At 38.9% G+C, this 20,315-nt stretch carries 18 protein-coding genes; 7 read left to right on the forward strand and 11 right to left on the reverse strand.

Features of this window, described 5'->3' with window-relative positions:
- Positions 1-120: 120 nt before the first annotated feature.
- From V7121_RS04505 to rpmH, 11 genes are all read right to left on the reverse strand, one after another.
- Complete coding sequence (locus V7121_RS04505; RefSeq protein ID WP_335497282.1) at positions 121-837, reverse strand: DUF554 domain-containing protein; 717 nt, start codon at positions 835-837, stop codon at positions 121-123.
- Between the two features lie 89 nt (positions 838-926).
- On the reverse strand, positions 927-1,778 hold the full coding sequence (locus tag V7121_RS04510; RefSeq protein ID WP_335545859.1) for a ParB/RepB/Spo0J family partition protein: 852 nt from the start codon (positions 1,776-1,778) through the stop codon (positions 927-929).
- On the reverse strand, positions 1,771-2,532 hold the full coding sequence (locus V7121_RS04515) for a ParA family protein (protein ID WP_335497279.1): 762 nt from the start codon (positions 2,530-2,532) through the stop codon (positions 1,771-1,773). The genes V7121_RS04510 and V7121_RS04515 overlap by 8 nt, the downstream gene beginning before the upstream one ends.
- A 317-nt stretch (positions 2,533-2,849) precedes the next feature.
- Positions 2,850-3,713 carry a nucleoid occlusion protein gene (noc, locus tag V7121_RS04520; RefSeq protein WP_335497277.1) on the reverse strand — a complete coding sequence of 288 codons (864 nt, stop codon included), beginning with the start codon at positions 3,711-3,713 and terminating at the stop codon, positions 2,850-2,852.
- Between the two features lie 138 nt (positions 3,714-3,851).
- Positions 3,852-4,568, reverse strand: a complete 717-nt coding sequence (gene rsmG, locus V7121_RS04525) for a 16S rRNA (guanine(527)-N(7))-methyltransferase RsmG (RefSeq protein WP_335545861.1) — start codon at positions 4,566-4,568, stop codon at positions 3,852-3,854.
- A 21-nt stretch (positions 4,569-4,589) separates the two neighbouring features.
- Entirely contained in the window at positions 4,590-6,479 is a 1,890-nt protein-coding gene (gene mnmG, locus V7121_RS04530; protein WP_335545863.1) for a tRNA uridine-5-carboxymethylaminomethyl(34) synthesis enzyme MnmG, read from the reverse strand.
- 16 nt (positions 6,480-6,495) lie between these two features.
- Positions 6,496-7,881 carry a tRNA uridine-5-carboxymethylaminomethyl(34) synthesis GTPase MnmE gene (gene mnmE, locus V7121_RS04535; RefSeq protein ID WP_335497271.1) on the reverse strand — a complete coding sequence of 462 codons (1,386 nt, stop codon included), beginning with the start codon at positions 7,879-7,881 and terminating at the stop codon, positions 6,496-6,498.
- Positions 7,882-8,176: 295 nt separating this feature from the next.
- Entirely contained in the window at positions 8,177-8,800 is a 624-nt protein-coding gene (gene jag / locus V7121_RS04540) for an RNA-binding cell elongation regulator Jag/EloR (RefSeq protein WP_335545865.1), read from the reverse strand.
- Positions 8,797-9,573 (reverse strand): YidC family membrane integrase SpoIIIJ, encoded by a 777-nt coding sequence (spoIIIJ, locus tag V7121_RS04545; protein ID WP_335497266.1) that lies wholly within the window; start codon positions 9,571-9,573, stop codon positions 8,797-8,799. Before spoIIIJ ends, jag begins: the two co-directional genes overlap by 4 nt.
- Positions 9,574-9,726: 153 nt before the next feature.
- Positions 9,727-10,068, reverse strand: a complete 342-nt coding sequence (gene rnpA / locus V7121_RS04550) for a ribonuclease P protein component (RefSeq protein ID WP_335545867.1) — start codon at positions 10,066-10,068, stop codon at positions 9,727-9,729.
- 53 nt (positions 10,069-10,121) lie between these two features.
- A complete protein-coding gene (rpmH, locus tag V7121_RS04555; RefSeq protein ID WP_024031040.1) occupies positions 10,122-10,256 on the reverse strand; it encodes a 50S ribosomal protein L34 in 135 nt (44 codons plus the stop codon).
- Positions 10,257-10,994: 738 nt separating this feature from the next.
- On the opposite strand from rpmH, the gene dnaA reads away from it, so the two are divergent.
- The 7 genes from dnaA (at position 10,995) to gyrA (ending at position 20,062) form a co-directional block, all read left to right on the forward strand.
- Positions 10,995-12,341: a chromosomal replication initiator protein DnaA gene (gene dnaA, locus V7121_RS04560; RefSeq protein WP_335497261.1), complete on the forward strand. Its 1,347-nt coding sequence runs from the start codon at positions 10,995-10,997 to the stop codon at positions 12,339-12,341.
- Positions 12,342-12,583: 242 nt separating this feature from the next.
- Positions 12,584-13,720: a DNA polymerase III subunit beta gene (gene dnaN, locus V7121_RS04565; protein WP_335497259.1), complete on the forward strand. Its 1,137-nt coding sequence runs from the start codon at positions 12,584-12,586 to the stop codon at positions 13,718-13,720.
- Between the two features lie 160 nt (positions 13,721-13,880).
- The gene (gene yaaA, locus V7121_RS04570) at positions 13,881-14,093 is read left to right on the forward strand and encodes a S4 domain-containing protein YaaA (protein ID WP_335497256.1); all 213 of its coding nucleotides are present in this window, start codon (positions 13,881-13,883) and stop codon (positions 14,091-14,093) included.
- A gap of 48 nt (positions 14,094-14,141) precedes the next feature.
- Entirely contained in the window at positions 14,142-15,260 is a 1,119-nt protein-coding gene (recF, locus tag V7121_RS04575) for a DNA replication/repair protein RecF (protein ID WP_335545869.1), read from the forward strand.
- A gap of 8 nt (positions 15,261-15,268) precedes the next feature.
- The gene (gene remB / locus V7121_RS04580; RefSeq protein WP_335497252.1) at positions 15,269-15,517 is read left to right on the forward strand and encodes an extracellular matrix regulator RemB; all 249 of its coding nucleotides are present in this window, start codon (positions 15,269-15,271) and stop codon (positions 15,515-15,517) included.
- A gap of 62 nt (positions 15,518-15,579) precedes the next feature.
- The gene (gene gyrB / locus V7121_RS04585; protein ID WP_420490595.1) at positions 15,580-17,505 is read left to right on the forward strand and encodes a DNA topoisomerase (ATP-hydrolyzing) subunit B; all 1,926 of its coding nucleotides are present in this window, start codon (positions 15,580-15,582) and stop codon (positions 17,503-17,505) included.
- 22 nt (positions 17,506-17,527) lie between these two features.
- On the forward strand, positions 17,528-20,062 hold the full coding sequence (gene gyrA, locus V7121_RS04590; RefSeq protein WP_335497251.1) for a DNA gyrase subunit A: 2,535 nt from the start codon (positions 17,528-17,530) through the stop codon (positions 20,060-20,062).
- The last annotated feature ends 253 nt before the right edge of the window (positions 20,063-20,315 follow it).

Here is a 20,315-nt window from a genome sequence, read left to right on the forward strand (position 1 = left end):
GAAGGACACTAGCCGCTAGGGTGCTGGAGCTAGACAGTAATCTAAGTTCAAAGACTTATAATTTATCTTAAAAAAAATGCAATCGGTGTTTACCTCCGATTGCATTTTGACTTTTAATGATTAGAAAAAATGATGATAATTATAAAGAATTGTCACGATTAGTCCGGTGACGACAATCCCCGGGAGCAAATTGGCTACTTTAATTTTGACCATCCCGGTTAAATTTAAGCCAATGGCAAAAATCATGATTCCACCTGTTGCCGTCATCTCGACAATAAACTGATTCATCAAGGCTTGTGGGACAAAGCGGTCAATCTGGGTTGCAAATAGAGCAATAGCTCCTTCATATAGGACAACTGGAATCGCTGAAAAGATTACTCCAATACCTAAGGTGGTCGTTAAGATTAATGCCGTAAATCCATCGATTAATGACTTGGTGTATAATACATCATGGTCGCCGCGAATACCGCTATCGAGTGCACCAATAATCGCCATCGCCCCAATCACAAAGATTAAGGTAGCAGTGACAAATCCTTCTGAGATACTGCCTTTTCCATCTTTAGAGCCTACTTTCCCTTCCAGCCATAGACCTAAATCATTTAATTTATCCTCTAACCTTAATGCTTCACCAGCTACCGCACCAACAACCAAGCTAATAATAACAATCAGGAAGTTTTCACTCTTCAGGCCCATTTGTAAGCCTAAAACCATTACGGATAAGCCAATGGCATACATAACAGTGACCTTCATTCCTTCTGGAATTCGATTTAACAATTTCCCAAGAAGAGTGCCGATAATAATTAACAATCCATTTACAAGTGTACCTAACAAAAACATGATCCAACATCCACCTTTTTTCGACCTTCGAAATATATACCTATTAAACTATCATAATCACCAAAAAAAATAAACCACCGTTTGATGGTTTATAATGATGAATCTTCCTGATCGAGCATTTCCAAAATCCGTTCTAGATCCTCTCTAGAGAAAAATTCAATTTCAATTTTCCCTTTATTCTTGTTCTGTTTAATATTGACCGTCGTACCAAATCGCTCCCGAAGGAAATGTTCCCGTTCCTTGATAAAGACATCTTTTTTCTTTTCAGGCTTTTTTGTTTCACGTGGAACACTTTCATTTAATTGCTGAATCAATTTTTCTAATTGACGAACATTAAGACCATCTTTGGTTACTTTTTCAACTAAACTCGACAGCAATTCTTTTTGACGAAGACCTAATAAGGCACGGCCATGTCCCATTGATATTTTACCGTTTGAAATAGATTCCTGAATTTTTTGAGGGAGGGAAAGCAGCCGAATATGATTGGCGATATGCGGCCGACTTTTTCCGAGGCGCTTTGCCACTTCTTCTTGGGTCATCTTTAACTTTTCCATTAACAATTGATAAGCTAGTCCCTCTTCAATTGGATTTAGATCTTCCCTTTGCAGGTTTTCAAGAACAGCCAATTCCATCATTTGCTGTTCAGACAGGGTACGGACAACAGCAGGAACGGTTTCAAGTTTCGCTTCTCTTGCCGCGCGGAAACGTCGTTCACCTACGACAATTTCATAGCCTCGAATACTCTTTCTAACGACTAGCGGCTGTAAGATTCCATGTTCAATAATTGACTCTTTTAATTCATTAATTGTTTCTGGTTGGAAGGTTTTACGAGGCTGGTATGGATTGGGACGTAATTCGTTTAGTTTGATTTCTTGAACTACTTCCTCTTTACTAGCATCCGCAAAAAATGCATTAAGGCCTTTTCCTAAACCTTTAGCCATTCGAGACCACTTCCTTTGCTAAATCTAAATACACCTCAGCACCACGGGATTTTGAATCATAGGTAATAATCGGTTCCCCATGACTGGGAGCTTCGCTTAGACGTACATTCCTTGGAATGATGGTTTTATACACTTTATCTTGAAAATACTTTTTCACTTCTTCAATGACTTGGATACCGAGATTGGTTCGTGCATCAAGCATCGTTAGTAAGACACCTTCAATTTTCAAATCCTGATTCAAATGTTTTTGTACAAGTCTGACCGTACTTAACAATTGACTTAAGCCCTCCAGTGCATAATATTCACATTGGACAGGGATTAAGACAGAATCAGAAGCCGTTAAGGCATTAAGCGTTAGTAATCCTAATGATGGCGGACAATCAATAATAATATAATCGAATTGATCCCTTACTTCATCAAGTGCACGTTTTAACCGAACTTCTCTTGAAATGGTCGGAACCAATTCAATTTCTGCCCCTGCCAACTGAATCGTTGCTGGGATGGCATACAAATTTTCCACCGAAGTAGGTTTAATTACATTTTTGGCTTCAACGTCATCTACTAAAACATCATATATGCATTGGTCAACTTCTGCCTTTTCAATACCAATCCCGCTAGTTGCATTTCCTTGCGGGTCCGTGTCTACAAGCAGGACACGTTTTCCAATATATGCTAAGCAGGCACCTAGGTTGACAGAGGTAGTCGTTTTACCGACTCCGCCTTTTTGATTCGCGATTGCAAGAATTTTGCCCACGATGTCACCTACCCTTTTATTCTCTCAAAGTTTTTATTCTTGTATTCTATTAAATTCTATAAAAATCCTATTCATTTGGCTAATCTTAGTTGAATGACGAAAAGGAAAAATTCCATTCCTTTATTTTAGCATGAAACAGAAGGGATGTTGGATTTTTTCTTAAAATATTCAAATGCCTTATTTAACATATGTGTCTAAATTAGTGGGCAGCAAGCACCTTATTTTCCAAACATTACCACTAAAAAGGTGATTTTCTCAAATAAAAAGAACCAAACAGTTGGATGTCTGGTTCTCGCATTTATTTGCCTATTTAACTATTATTTTTTCTTTGGAATGCGGATGGTAAATTGGTAGAATTCATCAAATTCTTCTTCCTCAGCATCGAGATTAATCCCGCTGTCTGTTACCATATTTAACGATTGGCGAATCGTATTGACAGCGATTCTCATATCTTTACTAAAAGCCTTCCGTTTTGGCTTTGGCTTTTCGTTTTTTTGCTCAAGCAGCTTAACGACACGGTCCTCAGTTTGCTTAACATTAAAATTTTTCTCAATAATTTCCGCTAATAACCCCACTTGTTTTTCTGGATCTTTTAGCGGGATTAATGCCCGAGCATGACGTTCTGTGATTGTTTTCGTTAATAATGCCTCTTGAATAGGCTGCGGTAATTTTAGAAGACGGAGCTTGTTGGCAACCGTCGACTGCCCTTTCCCAAGGCGTTGTGCTAAAGCTTCCTGGGTTAAGTTGTGTAATTCCAGCAATTTACCATAGGCCATCGCTTCTTCGATCGGCGACAGTTCTTCTCGTTGTAAATTTTCAATTAACGCAACAGAAGCCGTTTCAGTATCAGATAAATTTTTAATAATAGCTGGTGCTTCCGTCCACCCCAGCTTTTTCATCGCACGAAAACGGCGTTCCCCAGCAATAATTTCATATTGGCCAATTGCAAATTCCCTGACGACAATTGGTTGAATAATACCATGTATATGAATCGTTCGTGCTAATTCTTCAATTTTTTCTTCATCAAAAACGGTCCGAGGCTGAAATCTATTTGGAACAATTTGATCGATTGGGATCTTATTGATTTCCTCGTTTTTTTCCGTAATTAGCTCTTTATCAAGTTCAACCTCTTGTTCTCCCTTATCGCCGAGGCCAAAAAAGCGTGTAAATGATTGCTTCATCCCCAACACCACCTTTACGAAACTCCCTATTACTATTTCTCTGCCAGCATAAATTCTTCCTGCTTAGAATAACATGTTTGTTAAAAAATTGTTAGTTCCCCAAAATGTTTTTTTACTAAACGTGAGCTTACGCTTTTCTTATTCAATTGGTGTCTTACTAGGTGTCCCCGGCTTGCGTGGATATTTCTTTGGTGTTTGTTTTTCCTTTTTAATGATGAGAATCGTCCGCTCACTTTCTTCCATTGGCAATGTAAAAGTAAACATTTCCTCAAGCCTGCCGCCAAGAGTGGTAATTGCCTTTTGACCCGTACCTAATTCATCTTTCGCGTGGGCAGCTTTCATAGCAATAAAGTGTCCGCCCACTTTCACAAGTGGTAAACAAAATTCACTTAGCACTGACATTCTCGCCACTGCCCTTGCTGTGACCACATCAAAGCTTTCACGAAATTGAGGATTAACCCCAAAGGTTTCGGCACGGTCATGAATAAAATGAACATTTTCCAATTTTAATACCTGAGCAAGATGATTTAAGAAAGAAATTCGCTTGTTTAATGAATCAACAATCGTCACCTCAATCTGAGGGAAAACAATCTTTAATGGGATACTCGGGAATCCAGCACCCGCCCCCACATCGCAAAGATGAAAGGGCTTGGTAAAATCATAATAAAATGAAGCGGTAATTGAATCATAAAAGTGCTTTAAATAGACTTCCGCTTTATCGGTTATTGCTGTTAGATTCATTTTTTCATTCCACTCAACCAAGGTCTCAAAATATTTCTCAAACTGGTCGAGCTGCTCACTTGAAAGGGTAATCCCTTTTTCCCGCAAATTTGCTGCAAATTGTTTGATGATCATTCTCTAATCTTCCTCACATATTTATTCATTTGAAACTCTAGCTATTTTGCCTTGTTCGAGGTAAACAAGCAGGATGGAAATGTCCGCCGGATTCACCCCTGCAATTCGAGATGCCTGGGCAATCGAAAGCGGTTTGACAAGTTTTAATTTCTGCCGTGCTTCGGTCGCAAGTCCTGAGACAGCATCATAATCAATATTTTCAGGGATTTTCTTATCTTCCATTTTCTTTAATCGTTCAACCTGCTGCAGGGATTTAATAATATACCCCTCATATTTTAATTGAATTTCAACTTGTTCCTTCACATCTTCATCTAATGGAGCCTCACTAGGAAAAATGGCCTCCAACTGTTGATAGGACATTTCTGGTCTTTTCAATAAATCAGCGGCACGGATGCCGTCCTTTAATTCACTGCCGCCAATACTTCGAATCAATTCTTGAACCTCTTCGGTTGGTTTTAAAAATGTTGACTCTAAGCGCTGCTTTTCCGCCTCGATTGCGTCCTTTTTTGCCAAAAATCTTTGATAGCGGTCGTCACGAATCAGTCCAATTTGATGGCCAATTTCTGTAAGGCGTAAATCGGCATTATCATGACGCAAAAGAAGACGGTATTCTGCACGCGATGTTAGCAAACGATAAGGTTCATTTGTTCCCTTTGTGATTAAATCATCAATTAACACGCCAATATACGCATCAGAGCGACTTAACACTAACTGGTCGCGGCCAAGTGCATTTAAGCCGGCATTAATCCCAGCCATTAAACCTTGACCAGCAGCCTCTTCGTAGCCGGAGGTTCCGTTGATTTGGCCCGCGGTATATAAATTTTTAACAATCTTTGTTTCAAGGGTTGGCCATAGCTGAGTAGGAACAATTGCATCGTATTCGATGGCATAGCCAGAACGCATCATTTGCACATTTTCAAGTCCAGAAATGGATTTTAGAATTTGCTGCTGAACATCTTCTGGCAAGCTGGTTGACAGCCCCTGTACATAGACCTCCTGCGTATGCCTGCCTTCAGGCTCAAGGAAAATTTGATGACGGGGTTTATCATTAAAACGGACGACTTTATCCTCAATCGATGGACAGTAACGCGGACCCGTTCCTTTGATCATTCCTGAAAACATCGGTGAGCGATGAAGGTTTTGGTCTATAATTTGATGCGTTGCCTCGTTCGTATAAGTCAACCAGCATGGCAATTGGTCAGTGATATACTTTGTTGTTTCATAAGAAAACGCTCTTGGCGTCTCATCACCAGGTTGAATTTCTGTTTTACTATAATCAATCGTATGACTATTTACGCGCGGCGGTGTTCCTGTTTTAAAACGAACGAGGTCAAAGCCGAGTGTTTCTAGATGTTCAGATAATCGAATGGACGGCTGCTGATTATTCGGACCACTTGAATACTTTAAGTCACCAATAATAATTTCACCACGTAGGAAGGTACCTGTAGTTATAACAACAGTTTTTGAACGATAAACGGCCCCAGTTTTGGTAATAACGCCTGTACAAACACCATCCCCAACGATTAACTGTTCGACCATCCCTTGGATTAAGGTCATATTTTCTTCATCTTCGATGGTTTTCTTCATTTCATGCTGATAGGCAAATTTATCTGCCTGTGCCCTCAGTGCTCGCACCGCCGGCCCTTTCCCGGTATTCAGCATTCTCATTTGGATATAGGTTTTATCAATATTTCTGCCCATTTCTCCGCCTAGGGCATCAATTTCTCGGACAACGATTCCCTTCGCTGGTCCTCCAACCGATGGGTTACATGGCATAAAGGCAACCATATCGAGATTAATGGTAATCATTAGTGTTTTTGCGCCTATTCTCGCTGCAGCAAGGCCTGCTTCACAGCCTGCATGACCTGCACCGATGACAATGACGTCATAATTTCCTGCTTCGTATTGCATGTTGTCACTCCTCTTTCTATTTCCCTAAACAAAATTGTGAGAATAGCTGATCAATCAGGCTTTCATGGACACTTTCTCCAATAATTTCGCCAAGTAATTCCCATGTTCTCGTTAAATCAATTTGAATGATATCAATTGGAGTTCCCATTTCTACTCCCTCCATGGCTTCTTCAATGGTATTTAAACTCTGGCTTAATAAACCAATATGACGGCTGTTGGATACATAGGTCATATCCCCTGCATCAATTGTCCCTGCGAAAAATAACGAAGCGATGGCTTCTTCTAGCTCATCGACACCACGATCTTCAAGCAGCGAAGTGGTGACAATCTTATGGTCTTTCGCTAACTCGCTTACTTGATTAAAATTAATTTTTTGCTCTAAATCTGTTTTATTCACAATAACGATGACATCCATTCCTTTAACCACTTCAAACAACTTCTCATCTTCCGCACTCAGCTGTTCTGCATAATTTAAGACAAGTAAAATCAAATCTGCCTCTTGTAGGACCTGGCGAGAACGCTCAACCCCAATTCGTTCAACGATATCCTCTGTTTCTCTGATCCCCGCCGTATCCAAAAGCCGAAGTGGGACGCCGCGAACATTTACATATTCCTCAATAACATCCCTTGTGGTTCCAGGGATATCAGTGACAATTGCTTTATTTTCATGAACAAGGCTGTTTAGGAGTGAGGATTTTCCCACATTCGGGCGGCCAACTATTGCGGTTGACAATCCTTCTCGTAAAATTTTCCCTTGCTCCGATGTTTGTAACAGTTTTTTGATCTCTTCCCGAACAAAATGAGCTTTTTCCGAGAGCATTTTATGGGTCATTTCTTCGACATCGTCATATTCAGGGTAATCAATATTGACTTCTACATGAGCAAGAATTTCTAATATTTCCTGTCTAAGTCTGCGAATTAATTTTGATAAGCGCCCTTCCATTTGCCCCAGTGCTACATTCATGGCCCGGTCTGTTTTTGCTCGAATTAAATCCATGACTGCTTCCGCTTGTGATAAATCAATCCGTCCATTTAAAAACGCTCTTTTAGTAAATTCTCCTGGTTCCGCTAATCTTGCTCCATTCGTAAGTACCAATTGAAGCACGCGGTTCACAGAAACAATCCCGCCGTGGCAGTTTATTTCCACGACATCCTCTTTTGTAAAAGTTTTCGGACCCTTCATTACGGATACCATAACTTCTTCAACCACTTGCTTCGATTTCGGGTCAAGCAGGTGCCCGTAATGAATCGTATGGGTTGCTGCTTCAATCAGCCTCTTCCCGCCGACGCCTCTAAACAGCTTGTCTGCCATTGGAATGGCATCATCCCCACTCAAGCGAACAATGGCGATAGCCCCTTCCCCCATCGGAGTTGATATGGCCGCAATCGTATCATATTCCATTTCCTTCACCTCATACTAAAACTGTTCATCTATATAAAAAATGATTTTTTACCCAAAACATTAGAATACCACATCATTTTCTGTTGAAAAAGCAAACTCTCTTTTCTATAACTATCCACAAGCCGCTTTTATCCCATTATTATTTTAACTTATCCACATGTGAATAACAATAAAACGAAAAAGGAGAAAAGATGTATGTTATCAACAATTATTTATTTTGCCATTAACAGCATAGACCAAAAAAAGACACCCTATTAATAAATAGGATGTCTTAGTTCGTCATAATTGTTAAAAATTATCTTTTTACTGGAGAAATCACGATAAAACGATGTGGTTCCGATCCATCAGATAATGTTTTGACACGTTTGTTATCTGATAAAGCAGCATGGATTACTTTACGCTCATATGAAGGCATAGGTTCAAGGGTTACATCTTTTCCTGACTTCACTGCTTTTTGGGCAAGCCGATGTGCTAATTGAATTAGCGTATCATTTCTACGTTTCCGGTAATCTTCAGCATCTAAAATCACTGTTAAATATTGATTTGAAAATCGATTGAGGACTAATTGCGTCAAATATTGCAGCGAATTTAATGTTTGCCCTCTTTTTCCAATCAATAATGCGATTTTTTCCCCGGTCAGAATGAAATGAACATGTTTCCCGTCCCGCTTGATTTCTATTTCTGCAGGCGCACCCATTTGTTCGCTTACCTGGGCCAGAAATTTCTTTGCCTCTTCAATTGGGTCAATAACTACTGTTACTTTGACCACTGCAGGACGTGATCCAAAAATACCAAAAATACCCTTTTTACCTTCATCAATTATGTCAATATCTGTGCGGTCTTTGCTGATTTGTAATTGAGCTAAAGCTGATTTTACTGCTTCTTCGACAGTTTGTCCTGTAGCAGTTACCTGTTTCACTTTTTTGCTCCTCCCGCATTACCGGATGCTTTTGCCGTTTTCAAATCCGGTCCTTTAATAAAATAAGTTTGCACAATCATAAAAGCATTTCCGACTACCCAATACAATGAAAGTGCAGCTGGGAAATTGAAGGCAAACACAACAATCATAATTGGCATCACCCATAGCATCATCGCCATTTGTGGATTTTGGTCTTGACCAGCCATCATCAACTTTTGCTGAATAAATGTTGTGATACCTGCAATAATTGGCAAGATATAATATGGATCCTTATCGCCTAAATCAAACCATAGAAAATTATCCTGAGCAATTTCTCTAGTTCGTGATATAGCATGGTAAAAACCAATTAAAATTGGCATTTGCACGATTAATGGAAAACAGCCAGCCATTGGATTAACGCCATGTTTTGAAAACAAGGCCATCGTTTCCTGTTGCAGCTTTTGCTGTGTTTTTTGATCTTTTGAACTATATTTCTTTTTCAATTCTGCCATTTCTGGCTGAAGGGCCTGCATCGCTTTTGAACTTTTCGTCTGCTTAATCATCAATGGCAAAATAGCAAGGCGAATTAGAATCGTTACGACAATAATCGATAATCCAAAGCTGCCCCCGAGAATATGTGCGCCTTCTTTGATTAACCATGACAATGGATAAACAATATATTCGTTCCAGAAACCAGTACTTTCAGAAGTAATTGGCTGCTTTATTTCACTGCAACCTGTCAGCAAGATAAAGACAGACAGTAAGCCAATTACTAGTAATATTCGTTTTTTCAACCAAAATTTCCTCCTTACACCAAAGATAATGAAACTCTTCTATGTACAATTTATTTTGTAGGATATTAAGGGTATTTTATCATCTGTGCAAAGGAATTGTCTTCAAAATGGTGAAATTTTCAGGCGAATTCCTTCGCAATTATGTCCTAAACGTCACTTCTTCAAAACTTTTCCGACCTTAAGGACATGGGTCAGACTCTTTTTCACCTCAAAGAAATCCATTTCTGCTGCCGGCTTCCTAGCAATAATGACATAATCATTTCCTTTTGCTAACTGATCGTTCAGTTCGAAAATAGATTGTCTTACATACCGTTTAATCCTATTCCTTGTTACTGCATTTCCTATCTTCTTACTCACAGACAGGCCAATCCGGTAAGAGTCTTGTCCCTCTTTTATTAAGGAATAAACTACAAACTGCCTATTGGCAAACGAGTGCCCTTTTTGAAATGCCGCTTGGAATTCTTTATTCTTCTTTATTCGTAGCTTTTTTTTCATAAAAAAACACCTTCAGTCTTGATTAGAAAAAAGACCACTGACTGTTCAGTGGTCTATGCTGATAATACTTTTCTTCCTTTTTGACGACGACGAGCTAGAACCTTACGGCCATTAGCAGAGCTCATACGACTACGGAAGCCATGAACTTTACTGTGTTTACGGCTATTTGGTTGATATGTTCTTTTCATTATATGACACCTCCCTGAGGAATAGCTATCAAGTTTAAATGACAGTCCTATTTATTATAAAGACGTCACCCGCTAATTGTCAACTACTCTTCACTATTGTTTCCATTTCCAAATTTTATTGAACATGAATCAGCCGATTTCCAGAAATTCTAAAAGAAAAGCTCCAGCGTCCTGTTCAGCGGCGTATTGCCTGGAGCTAGACAGTTAACTAAGTTCAAAAACATTTACCTTTTTATTTAAAAGAAAAGTGACAGCAGCCTGATCATCTTTTGACTTCAAAAATTTATCCAGACATTCCCTCTTAAGATCACTATCGGCCTGTGGATATATTTTCGACATTTTTTTTACTCTCTACACAAGATATTGACAGGTTTTGCACAAAATATCTACTTGTGGACAAACACTGTGCACATATTGTTACAGTTGTGGATAAACTACGAAAGGGCATTGCACCAAAGGCAATTATTTGATATTATATTTGTGTTTTCACTCTGAATAACTTTATCCACAACAATACGTTATCCACAAATTGTGGATATCATGTGGATAGTTTATCCGAAGGGCTGTAGAAAGTTGTCCACAAGGGGTGGATATTGTCGAAACTCCACTTTACTTCCTTATTATTTATTATCCACATTCACTATTTCGTATATTTATAAATTAATAGGTTGTACTGCCGGTCTAACACCATCGTTTTATAAATGATTCTCATATCAAGCAAAAAAGGAGGGATATTATTTGGAAAATATTGCAGATCTTTGGCATGCTGCACTGGCCAATATAGAGAAAAAGATTAGCAAACCGAGCTTTGACACCTGGCTAAAGTCCACCAAGGCTCATTCCCTTCAAGGTGATTTACTTATCATAACTGCACCCAATGAGTTCGCTCGAGATTGGCTGGAAGAACGTTATTCCCAATTAATTGCTGGGATTCTCTATGAAATTACTGGAGAAGAGCTTTCTGTTAAATTTATTATTCCGCAGAACCAAAAAGATACGGAAAACGATGTGCAATTGCCTCCCAAAAAGGTAAAGAAGGACGATGATCACGGGGAATTTCCTCAAGGTATTTTAAATCAGAAATACACCTTCGATACATTTGTTATTGGATCCGGCAACCGGTTTGCACACGCTGCTTCACTCGCTGTAGCTGAAGCACCTGCAAAAGCATACAATCCGCTCTTTATCTATGGAGGAGTAGGTCTAGGAAAAACACACTTGATGCATGCTATTGGTCATTATGTCCTAGACCATAACCCTGCAGCAAAAGTTGTCTATTTGTCATCTGAAAAATTTACAAATGAGTTTATTAACTCGATTCGTGACAATAAGGCGGAAAATTTTCGTAATAAATATCGAAATGTAGATATTTTACTTATAGATGATATTCAATTCTTAGCTGGAAAAGAATCAACACAAGAAGAATTTTTCCACACTTTTAATGCACTTCATGAGGAAAGTAAACAAATTATTATCTCAAGCGACCGGCCGCCAAGGGAAATACCAACACTGGAGGACAGGCTCCGGTCACGGTTTGAATGGGGTTTAATAACTGATATTACGCCGCCAGATTTGGAAACGAGAATTGCCATCCTTAGAAAGAAGGCAAAAGCAGAGGGTTTAGATATTCCTAATGAAGTGATGCTGTATATTGCCAATCAAATCGACTCCAACATTCGTGAACTTGAAGGTGCTCTTATCCGTGTCGTTGCATACTCCTCCTTAATCAATAAGGATATCAATGCGGATCTAGCTGCTGAAGCTCTGAAAGACATCATCCCTAGTTCAAAACCTAAAGTGATAACAATTCTGGATATTCAAAAGACGGTTGGGGAACTCTTTAGTATTAAGCTAGAGGATTTCAAAGCAAAAAAACGGACAAAGTCACTTGCTTTTCCGAGACAAATTGCAATGTATCTCTCACGGGAATTAACAGATTATTCATTGCCTAAAATAGGAGAAGAATTTGGCGGGCGTGATCACACGACAGTAATTCATGCTCATGAGAAGATTTCTAAACTTCTCCAGTCCGATGCCCAATTGCAAAGACAAATGAAAGAATTACACGAACTATTAAAAGTTTAAAGAAAAACGCAATTCATAAGTTCAAAAACTTATACTTTTTTATCTGATAAGAGACTTAATTATGTGAATAACTTCTTAGTATTTACACACAGTCTGTCCACATGTGGATAGGCTGTGTTTCCGTTGAAATAATGCAGTTATCCACATACTAACAGGCCCTACTAGTACTTCTACTATTTTTTTAAAAAAATATATTATGTAATTACAATAAAAAATATGCTTAAAACGGAGGAAAAAGTGCGATGAAATTTATCATCCAAAGAGATCGATTAGTCCAGAGTGTTCAAGATGTTATGAAAGCTGTCACCACAAGAACAACGATTCCTATCTTAACAGGTATTAAAATTACCGCGACAGCAGAAGGTGTCACACTTACCGGAAGTGATTCAGATATATCGATTGAATCGTTTATTCCAAAAGAAGAAGCGGGCGATGAAATTATTGAAATCAAACAAGCTGGATCGATTGTCCTTCAAGCTAAGGTATTCAGCGAGATTGTTAAAAAGCTTCCGACAGATTCGGTAGAAATCGAAGTTTTAGGCTCGCTTCAAACCGTCATTCGCTCTGGTAAATCAGAATTTAACTTAATTGGTCTTGATGCAGAAGAATATCCGCACCTTCCACAGATTGAGGAAAGTAATAAATTTCACATTGCCACTGATTTATTAAAAGCAATGATTAGACAAACGCATTTCGCCGTGTCCACCTCAGAAACACGCCCCATCTTGACAGGTGTAAACTGGAAGGTTGAAAACGGAGAATTAAACTGTATTGCAACAGATAGTCATCGTCTTGCACTAAGAAAGGCAAAGATCGAAACGGCTACAAACGAAACGTATAATGTGGTTATTCCGGGAAAAAGTTTAAATGAACTTAGTAAAATCATTGATGATAGCAATGAGTTAATTGATATTGTTATTACTGAGAATCAAATCTTATTTAAAGCGAAGCACTTATTATTTTTCTCAAGATTATTAGAAGGAAATTATCCTGACACTTCGAGATTAATTCCAAGTGAAAGTAAAACGGATGTAACCGTCAATACAAAGGAATTTTTACATGCGATTGACCGGGCGTCTTTATTAGCAAGAGAAGGAAGAAATAATGTCGTTAAGCTTTCAACAATTGAAGGCGGCTTGATTGAGATATCTTCTAATACACCTGAGGTTGGAAAGGTAGTAGAAGAAATTCAGAGTGAAGCTATTGATGGAGAAGAATTAAAAATTTCCTTTAGTGCGAAATATATGATGGATGCCTTAAAAGCGCTGGAAGGATCAGATATTAGAATAAGTTTTACTGGTGCAATGCGTCCTTTCGTCATTCGTCCTCTTCACGATGAAACTATTCTGCAATTAATCTTACCAGTCCGAACATACTAAAATTAGAAAGCTCAAGGGCTCTTGTGCGAGACCGTAAACTATGTGAATAAACTGAGTGCCACCAAATATAGGTGGCTTTCTTTTAGTTTCCTTTGTATCTCTGTTAATTATTTAGTAAAATAAAGTATTGAAACCATTTTAAGAAACGAAGGTGACGATTTTGCCAGAAAAGATAACTATTGATACAGAATTTATTACTTTAGGTCAATTCCTAAAACTGGCTGACGTAATACAATCTGGCGGCATGGCGAAATGGTTTTTAAGTGAGAATGAAATATTTATAAATGGCGAACAAGACCAAAGAAGAGGAAGAAAGCTGCGCACCGGTGACAAGGTCAGAATTCCTGGCTTTGGTGAGTTTGTAATTAGCTAGTGATAACCATTAATTTACCGAGTAGCCTGGCTAAAGGAGCGTTTCCTAATGTATATTGAAAAATTAGCGCTCACTAATTATCGAAATTATGAAGAGTTGTTTGTCGAATTTGAAAATAAAGTAAATGTCATCTTGGGTGAAAATGCTCAAGGAAAAACAAACGTGATGGAATCCATTTATGTTTTAGCAATGGCAAAGTCACATCGGACGTCAAATGATAAAGAACTTATTCGCTGGGACCAAGAGTATGCTAAAATAGAGGGTAGGGTTCAAAAACAACACAGTTCATTGCCGCTCGAATTAATTATTTCAAAAAAGGGAAAAAAGGCGAAATGCAACCATATCGAGCAGAAAAGGTTAAGTCAATATGTAGGCAATATGAATGTTGTTATGTTTGCTCCTGAAGACCTTAATTTAGTAAAGGGCAGTCCTCAGGTCCGCAGGCGATTTGTTGACATGGAAATTGGACAGGTTTCGCCAATTTATTTACATGATATGAGTCAGTATCAGAAAATACTTCAGCAGCGTAACCATTATTTAAAAATGCTGCAGATTAAAAAACAGACAGACCAAACCATGTTGGAGATACTAACGGAACAATTTATCGGGATGGCTGTGAAAATTGTAACAAAACGGTTTGAATTTCTTCGTCTTCTTCAAAATTGGGCCAAACCCATTCATCAAGGAATTTCAAGAGGGTTAGAAACACTTGAAATTACTTATAAACCGTCAGTAGAGGTATTAGAAGAGCAAGATTTGTCGAAGATGATAGCATGTTTTGAAGAAAAATTCAGCAAGGTTAGAACGAGAGAAATTGAACGAGGAACTAGCCTGTTTGGCCCCCATCGTGATGATCTTCTTTTCTACGTGAATGGCAGAGATGTGCAAACATTCGGATCACAAGGGCAGCAGCGAACTACCGCTTTATCTTTAAAGCTTGCGGAGATTGAACTAATTTATGCGGAAATTGGAGAGTATCCAATTTTACTATTAGACGATGTTTTATCGGAATTAGACGATTACCGGCAGTCTCACTTACTTAATACAATCCAAGGGAAAGTTCAGACCTTTGTGACAACCACAAGTGTCGAAGGGATTGATCATCAAACGTTACGAGAAGCCTCAACATTTGTTGTTGAAGCAGGAATGATCAAGAAAGTTAATTGAGGTGAACCATGTATATCCATATCGGGGAAGATATTAATATTAGAGCAAGGGATATTATTTCTATCTTGGATAAAGAGAGTGCGAAAAACTCGCCGCTAGTTGAAGAATTCCTCAAGTCCCATAAGGGAAAAGTAATTAATCTAACCAAAAACCCCTTTAAATCAGTCATTGTTACATATGACAATATTTACTTATCCCCGATTTCTTCTGGTACTTTAAAGAAACGTTCAAATCAAATGAGTATACATGAATTTTGAAGTTTTTCTATTTTTTACTTAATTATAGATATATTTTTGTCAGAAGGTGCAGGTGAACAAGCATGACTTTGGAACAAAAAGCAGTCGAAGAAGCATATGGTGCGGATCAAATACAAGTTCTTGAAGGACTTGAAGCTGTTCGAAAAAGACCCGGTATGTATATCGGTTCAACAAGTGGTAAGGGTCTTCATCATCTTGTTTGGGAAATTGTTGATAACAGTATTGACGAGGCCTTGGCAGGATTCTGCAATGAGATTAATGTCATCATTGAGGAAGACAACAGTATTACTGTTAAGGATAATGGACGGGGAATCCCCGTTGGAATACAGGAGAAAATGGGCAGACCAGCTGTTGAAGTCATTATGACAGTCCTGCATGCTGGTGGAAAATTTGGCGGTGGAGGCTATAAGGTATCAGGAGGACTGCATGGTGTTGGTGCTTCTGTTGTTAATGCTCTTTCCACTGAACTTGAGGTTTATGTCCATAGAGACGGGAAAATTTATTCAATCAAATTTGAACGTGGTGCAGTTGTTCAGGAGTTAGAGGTTATTGGAACGACTGATATCACGGGGACAGTCACGCACTTTAAACCAGACGGTGAAATTTTTACAGAAACATTGGTCTATGAATATGACATTCTTGCTACTCGTCTTCGTGAACTTGCCTTCCTAAATAGAGGAATAAAAATCACGATTGAAGACAAGCGTGTTGAAAATAAACGTAATGAATACTATTACGAAGGCGGAATTAAATCCTATGTAGAGCATTTAAACCGCACAAAAGAAGTCATTCATGATGAGCCGATTTACATGGAAGGAGAGCGTGACGGCATTAGTGTCGAAGTCGCACTCCAATATAACGAAGGGTATACAGATAACATTTACTCTTTCGCAAATAATATCCACACCTATGAAGGCGGGACGCATGAATCAGGCTTTAAGACGGCTTTAACAAGGGTTATCAATGATTACGCAAGAAAAAATGGCTTAATCAAAGAAAATGATACCAACCTTTCTGGTGAAGATGTACGTGAAGGTATTACCGCTATTGTCTCAATTAAACATCCGGATCCACAATTTGAAGGTCAAACAAAGACGAAACTTGGAAACTCAGAAGTCAGAACAATTACAGATGCTGTGTTTTCCAGCACATTCGATAAGTTTTTGTTAGAAAATCCAACCGTCGCTAGGAAAATTGTTGAAAAAGGCTTAATGGCCGCACGCGCAAGACTCGCTGCAAAAAAAGCCAGGGAACTAACACGCAGAAAGAGCGCATTAGAGGTTTCTAGCTTACCTGGTAAATTAGCAGACTGCTCTTCTAAGGATCCTGCGGAAAGTGAAATGTATATTGTTGAGGGTGATTCTGCAGGCGGGTCGGCAAAGCAAGGTCGTGACCGCCATTTCCAGGCGATTTTACCGCTGCGAGGAAAAATTCTCAATGTAGAGAAGGCACGTCTTGATCGAATTCTGTCTAACAACGAAGTAAGAGCGATGATTACAGCAATTGGAACAGGTATTGGCGAAGACTTTGATATTGCCAAAGCACGTTATCATAAAATTGTCATCATGACGGATGCCGATGTTGATGGTGCGCATATCCGTACCCTGCTTCTCACATTCTTTTACCGTTTTATGAGAAAAATTTTAGAAGCTGGTTATGTATATATTGCTCAGCCGCCACTTTATAAAGTTCAGCAAGGTAAACGTATTGAGTATGCCTATAATGATAAAGAACTAGAACGTATTTTTGCAGAGCTCCCGGCTACACCAAAGCCTAATATTCAACGCTATAAAGGTTTAGGTGAGATGAATCCTGAACAATTATGGGAAACAACGATGGACCCTGCCCAAAGAACCATGCTTCAGGTAAGTCTCGAAGATGCCATCGAAGCAGACGAAACTTTTGATATGCTAATGGGTGAAAAGGTTGAACCACGCCGTAACTTTATTGAAGCGAATGCACAATACGTTAAGAATTTAGATATATAAAAGGCGGAGGGAGGTAAGTAACATGACAGAGACACCTAATTCAAAAATAAACGAAATAAATATTAGTCAGGAAATGAAATCATCCTTCCTTGACTATGCGATGAGTGTTATTGTTTCTCGTGCCCTTCCAGATGTTCGAGATGGTTTAAAACCAGTTCACCGTCGTATTTTATATGCCATGCATGACTTGGGTATTCATTCAGACAAACCCTATAAAAAGTCTGCCCGTATCGTTGGGGATGTTATTGGTAAATATCATCCGCATGGTGATTCGGCGGTTTATGAAACAATGGTTCGGATGGCACAGGACTTCAACTATCGTTATATGCTAGTGGATGGTCACGGGAATTTTGGATCGGTAGATGGTGATTCAGCAGCAGCGATGCGTTATACAGAATCAAGAATGTCGAAAATCTCCATGGAATTATTAAGAGATTTAAACAAAGATACCATTGATTATCAAGATAACTATGATGGTGAGGAAAGAGAGCCTGTTGTTTTACCAGCACGATTTCCAAACCTATTAGTAAACGGGACAACAGGAATTGCTGTTGGTATGGCAACTAACATTCCGCCGCACCAGCTTGGAGAGATCATTGATGGTGTTTTAGCCGTTTCTCGTGACCCCGAGATTACTATACCAGAGCTAATGGAAATTATTCCTGGTCCGGATTTTCCAACTGGCGGATTAATCCTTGGCCGTAGTGGCATTCGTAAAGCGTACGAAACAGGAAGAGGTTCGATTACTCTTCGTGCAAAGGTAGTCATTGAAACAAAATCAAATGGTAAAGAAGTCATAATTGTTAATGAGTTGCCGTACCAAGTGAATAAAGCGAAATTGGTTGAAAAAATAGCCGAATTGGCTCGTGATAAAAAAATCGAAGGCATTACAGACCTAAGAGATGAGTCAGACCGTAAAGGAATGCGAATTGTTATTGAGGTTCGTAAAGATGCTAATGCAAATGTCCTTTTAAATAATTTATATAAACAAACGGCACTGCAAACCAGTTTCGGAGTCAATACTTTAGCGCTTGTAAATGGTCACCCGAAGGTATTGACTCTAAAACAATGTCTCGTCCATTACCTGGATCATCAACAAGTAGTCATTAGACGAAGAACAGAATTTGAATTACGCAAAGCTGCGGCGCGTGCCCATATCTTAGAAGGGTTACGAATTGCCTTAGATAATTTAGATGCAGTTATTACTCTAATTCGAAACTCACAGACAACGGATATTGCTCGCGAAGGATTAATGACACAATTCAATCTGTCTGAAAAACAAGCACAAGCTATCCTTGATATGCGTTTGCAGCGTTTAACAGGTTTGGAAAGAGAAAAAATCGAAGATGAATATCAAAGTCTCATGACGTTGATTGCTGAATTGAAGGCTATTCTTGCTGACGAGGAAAAAATCCTTGAGATTATCCGTGAAGAATTACTTGAAATTAAAGAGCGGTTTAATGATAAGCGACGTACAGAAATCGTTGCCGGCGGAATCGAAAATATTGAAGACGAAGACTTAATTCCGCGTGAAAATATCGTCATATCGTTGACCCATAATGGCTATATTAAGCGTCTCCCTGTTTCCACCTATCGTGCACAACGACGAGGCGGACGTGGAATCCAAGGGATGGGAACAAACGAGGATGACTTTGTTGAACATTTAATTACAACTTCAACACATGACACTATCCTTTTCTTTACCAACAAAGGTAAAGTTTATCGCTCAAAAGGATATGAAATACCAGAATTCAGCCGTACGGCAAAAGGAATTCCAATTATTAACCTCCTTGGTGTTGAAAAAGGAGAATGGGTCAATGCCATTATACCAGTTGAGGAATTTGTGGATGATTGGTACTTATTCTTTACCACCAAAGAAGGTATTTCCAAACGTTCGCCATTAACATCGTTTGCACATATCCGTAACAATGGCTTAATTGCCTTAAGTTTGCGTGAGGGAGATGAATTAATCTCTGCTCGCTTAACCGATGGCACCAAGCACATGATTATCGGCACGAAGAAGGGGATGCTTATCCGTTTCCCTGAAACAGATGTTCGATCAATGGGTAGAACAGCTACGGGTGTAAAAGGTATTACACTTGATAGCGATGATGAAGTTGTCGGTATGGAAGTATTAGAGGAAAGCAATGATGTCCTTATTGTAACCAAGAATGGTTATGGTAAACGAACCACTGCCGAGGAATATCGAATTCAAGGCCGAGGCGGAAAAGGAATTAAAACCTGTCATGTGACTGAGAAAAATGGCGAACTAGTTTCGATGCGTGCAGTTACAGGCGAAGAAGACCTCATGCTTATAACCACTGGCGGTGTTCTAATCCGGATGGATGTAGGTAGTATTTCTAAGATGGGCCGGAATACTCAAGGTGTGAAGCTGATTAGTATGAAGGAAAGTGAAAATGAATTTGTAGCTACTGTAGCTAAGGTTGAGAAAGAAGAGGAAGAAGAAATTCTTGAGTCAATTCCTGCTGATGGCGATGTAGTTGATAATGCTGAGGAAGACCATTCCGATGTAGTCGATACTGAGAAAGAAGAATAATTGATTGAAGGGGACACTCAAGGTGTTCCCTTTTGTTTACTTGATTTATCGGTGATATAACTAATGTTATAGAAAAAAAGTATTTTAATGATGAATATAGGAAAAAAAGAGAGAAATATTGTTGACTTTTATTTGTGCCGGTGGTATATTTATTAAGTCGCTTACGGGCGATAGTGAAATTGTTCTTTGAAAACTAAACAAACAAAATCGTGCAAACAAGCAATAAATTTTAGCTTCATTTATGAAGCTAAGC

This window comes from Neobacillus drentensis (assembly GCF_036962125.1).
Lineage (GTDB): Bacteria > Bacillota > Bacilli > Bacillales > Cytobacillaceae > Neobacillus > Neobacillus drentensis_B.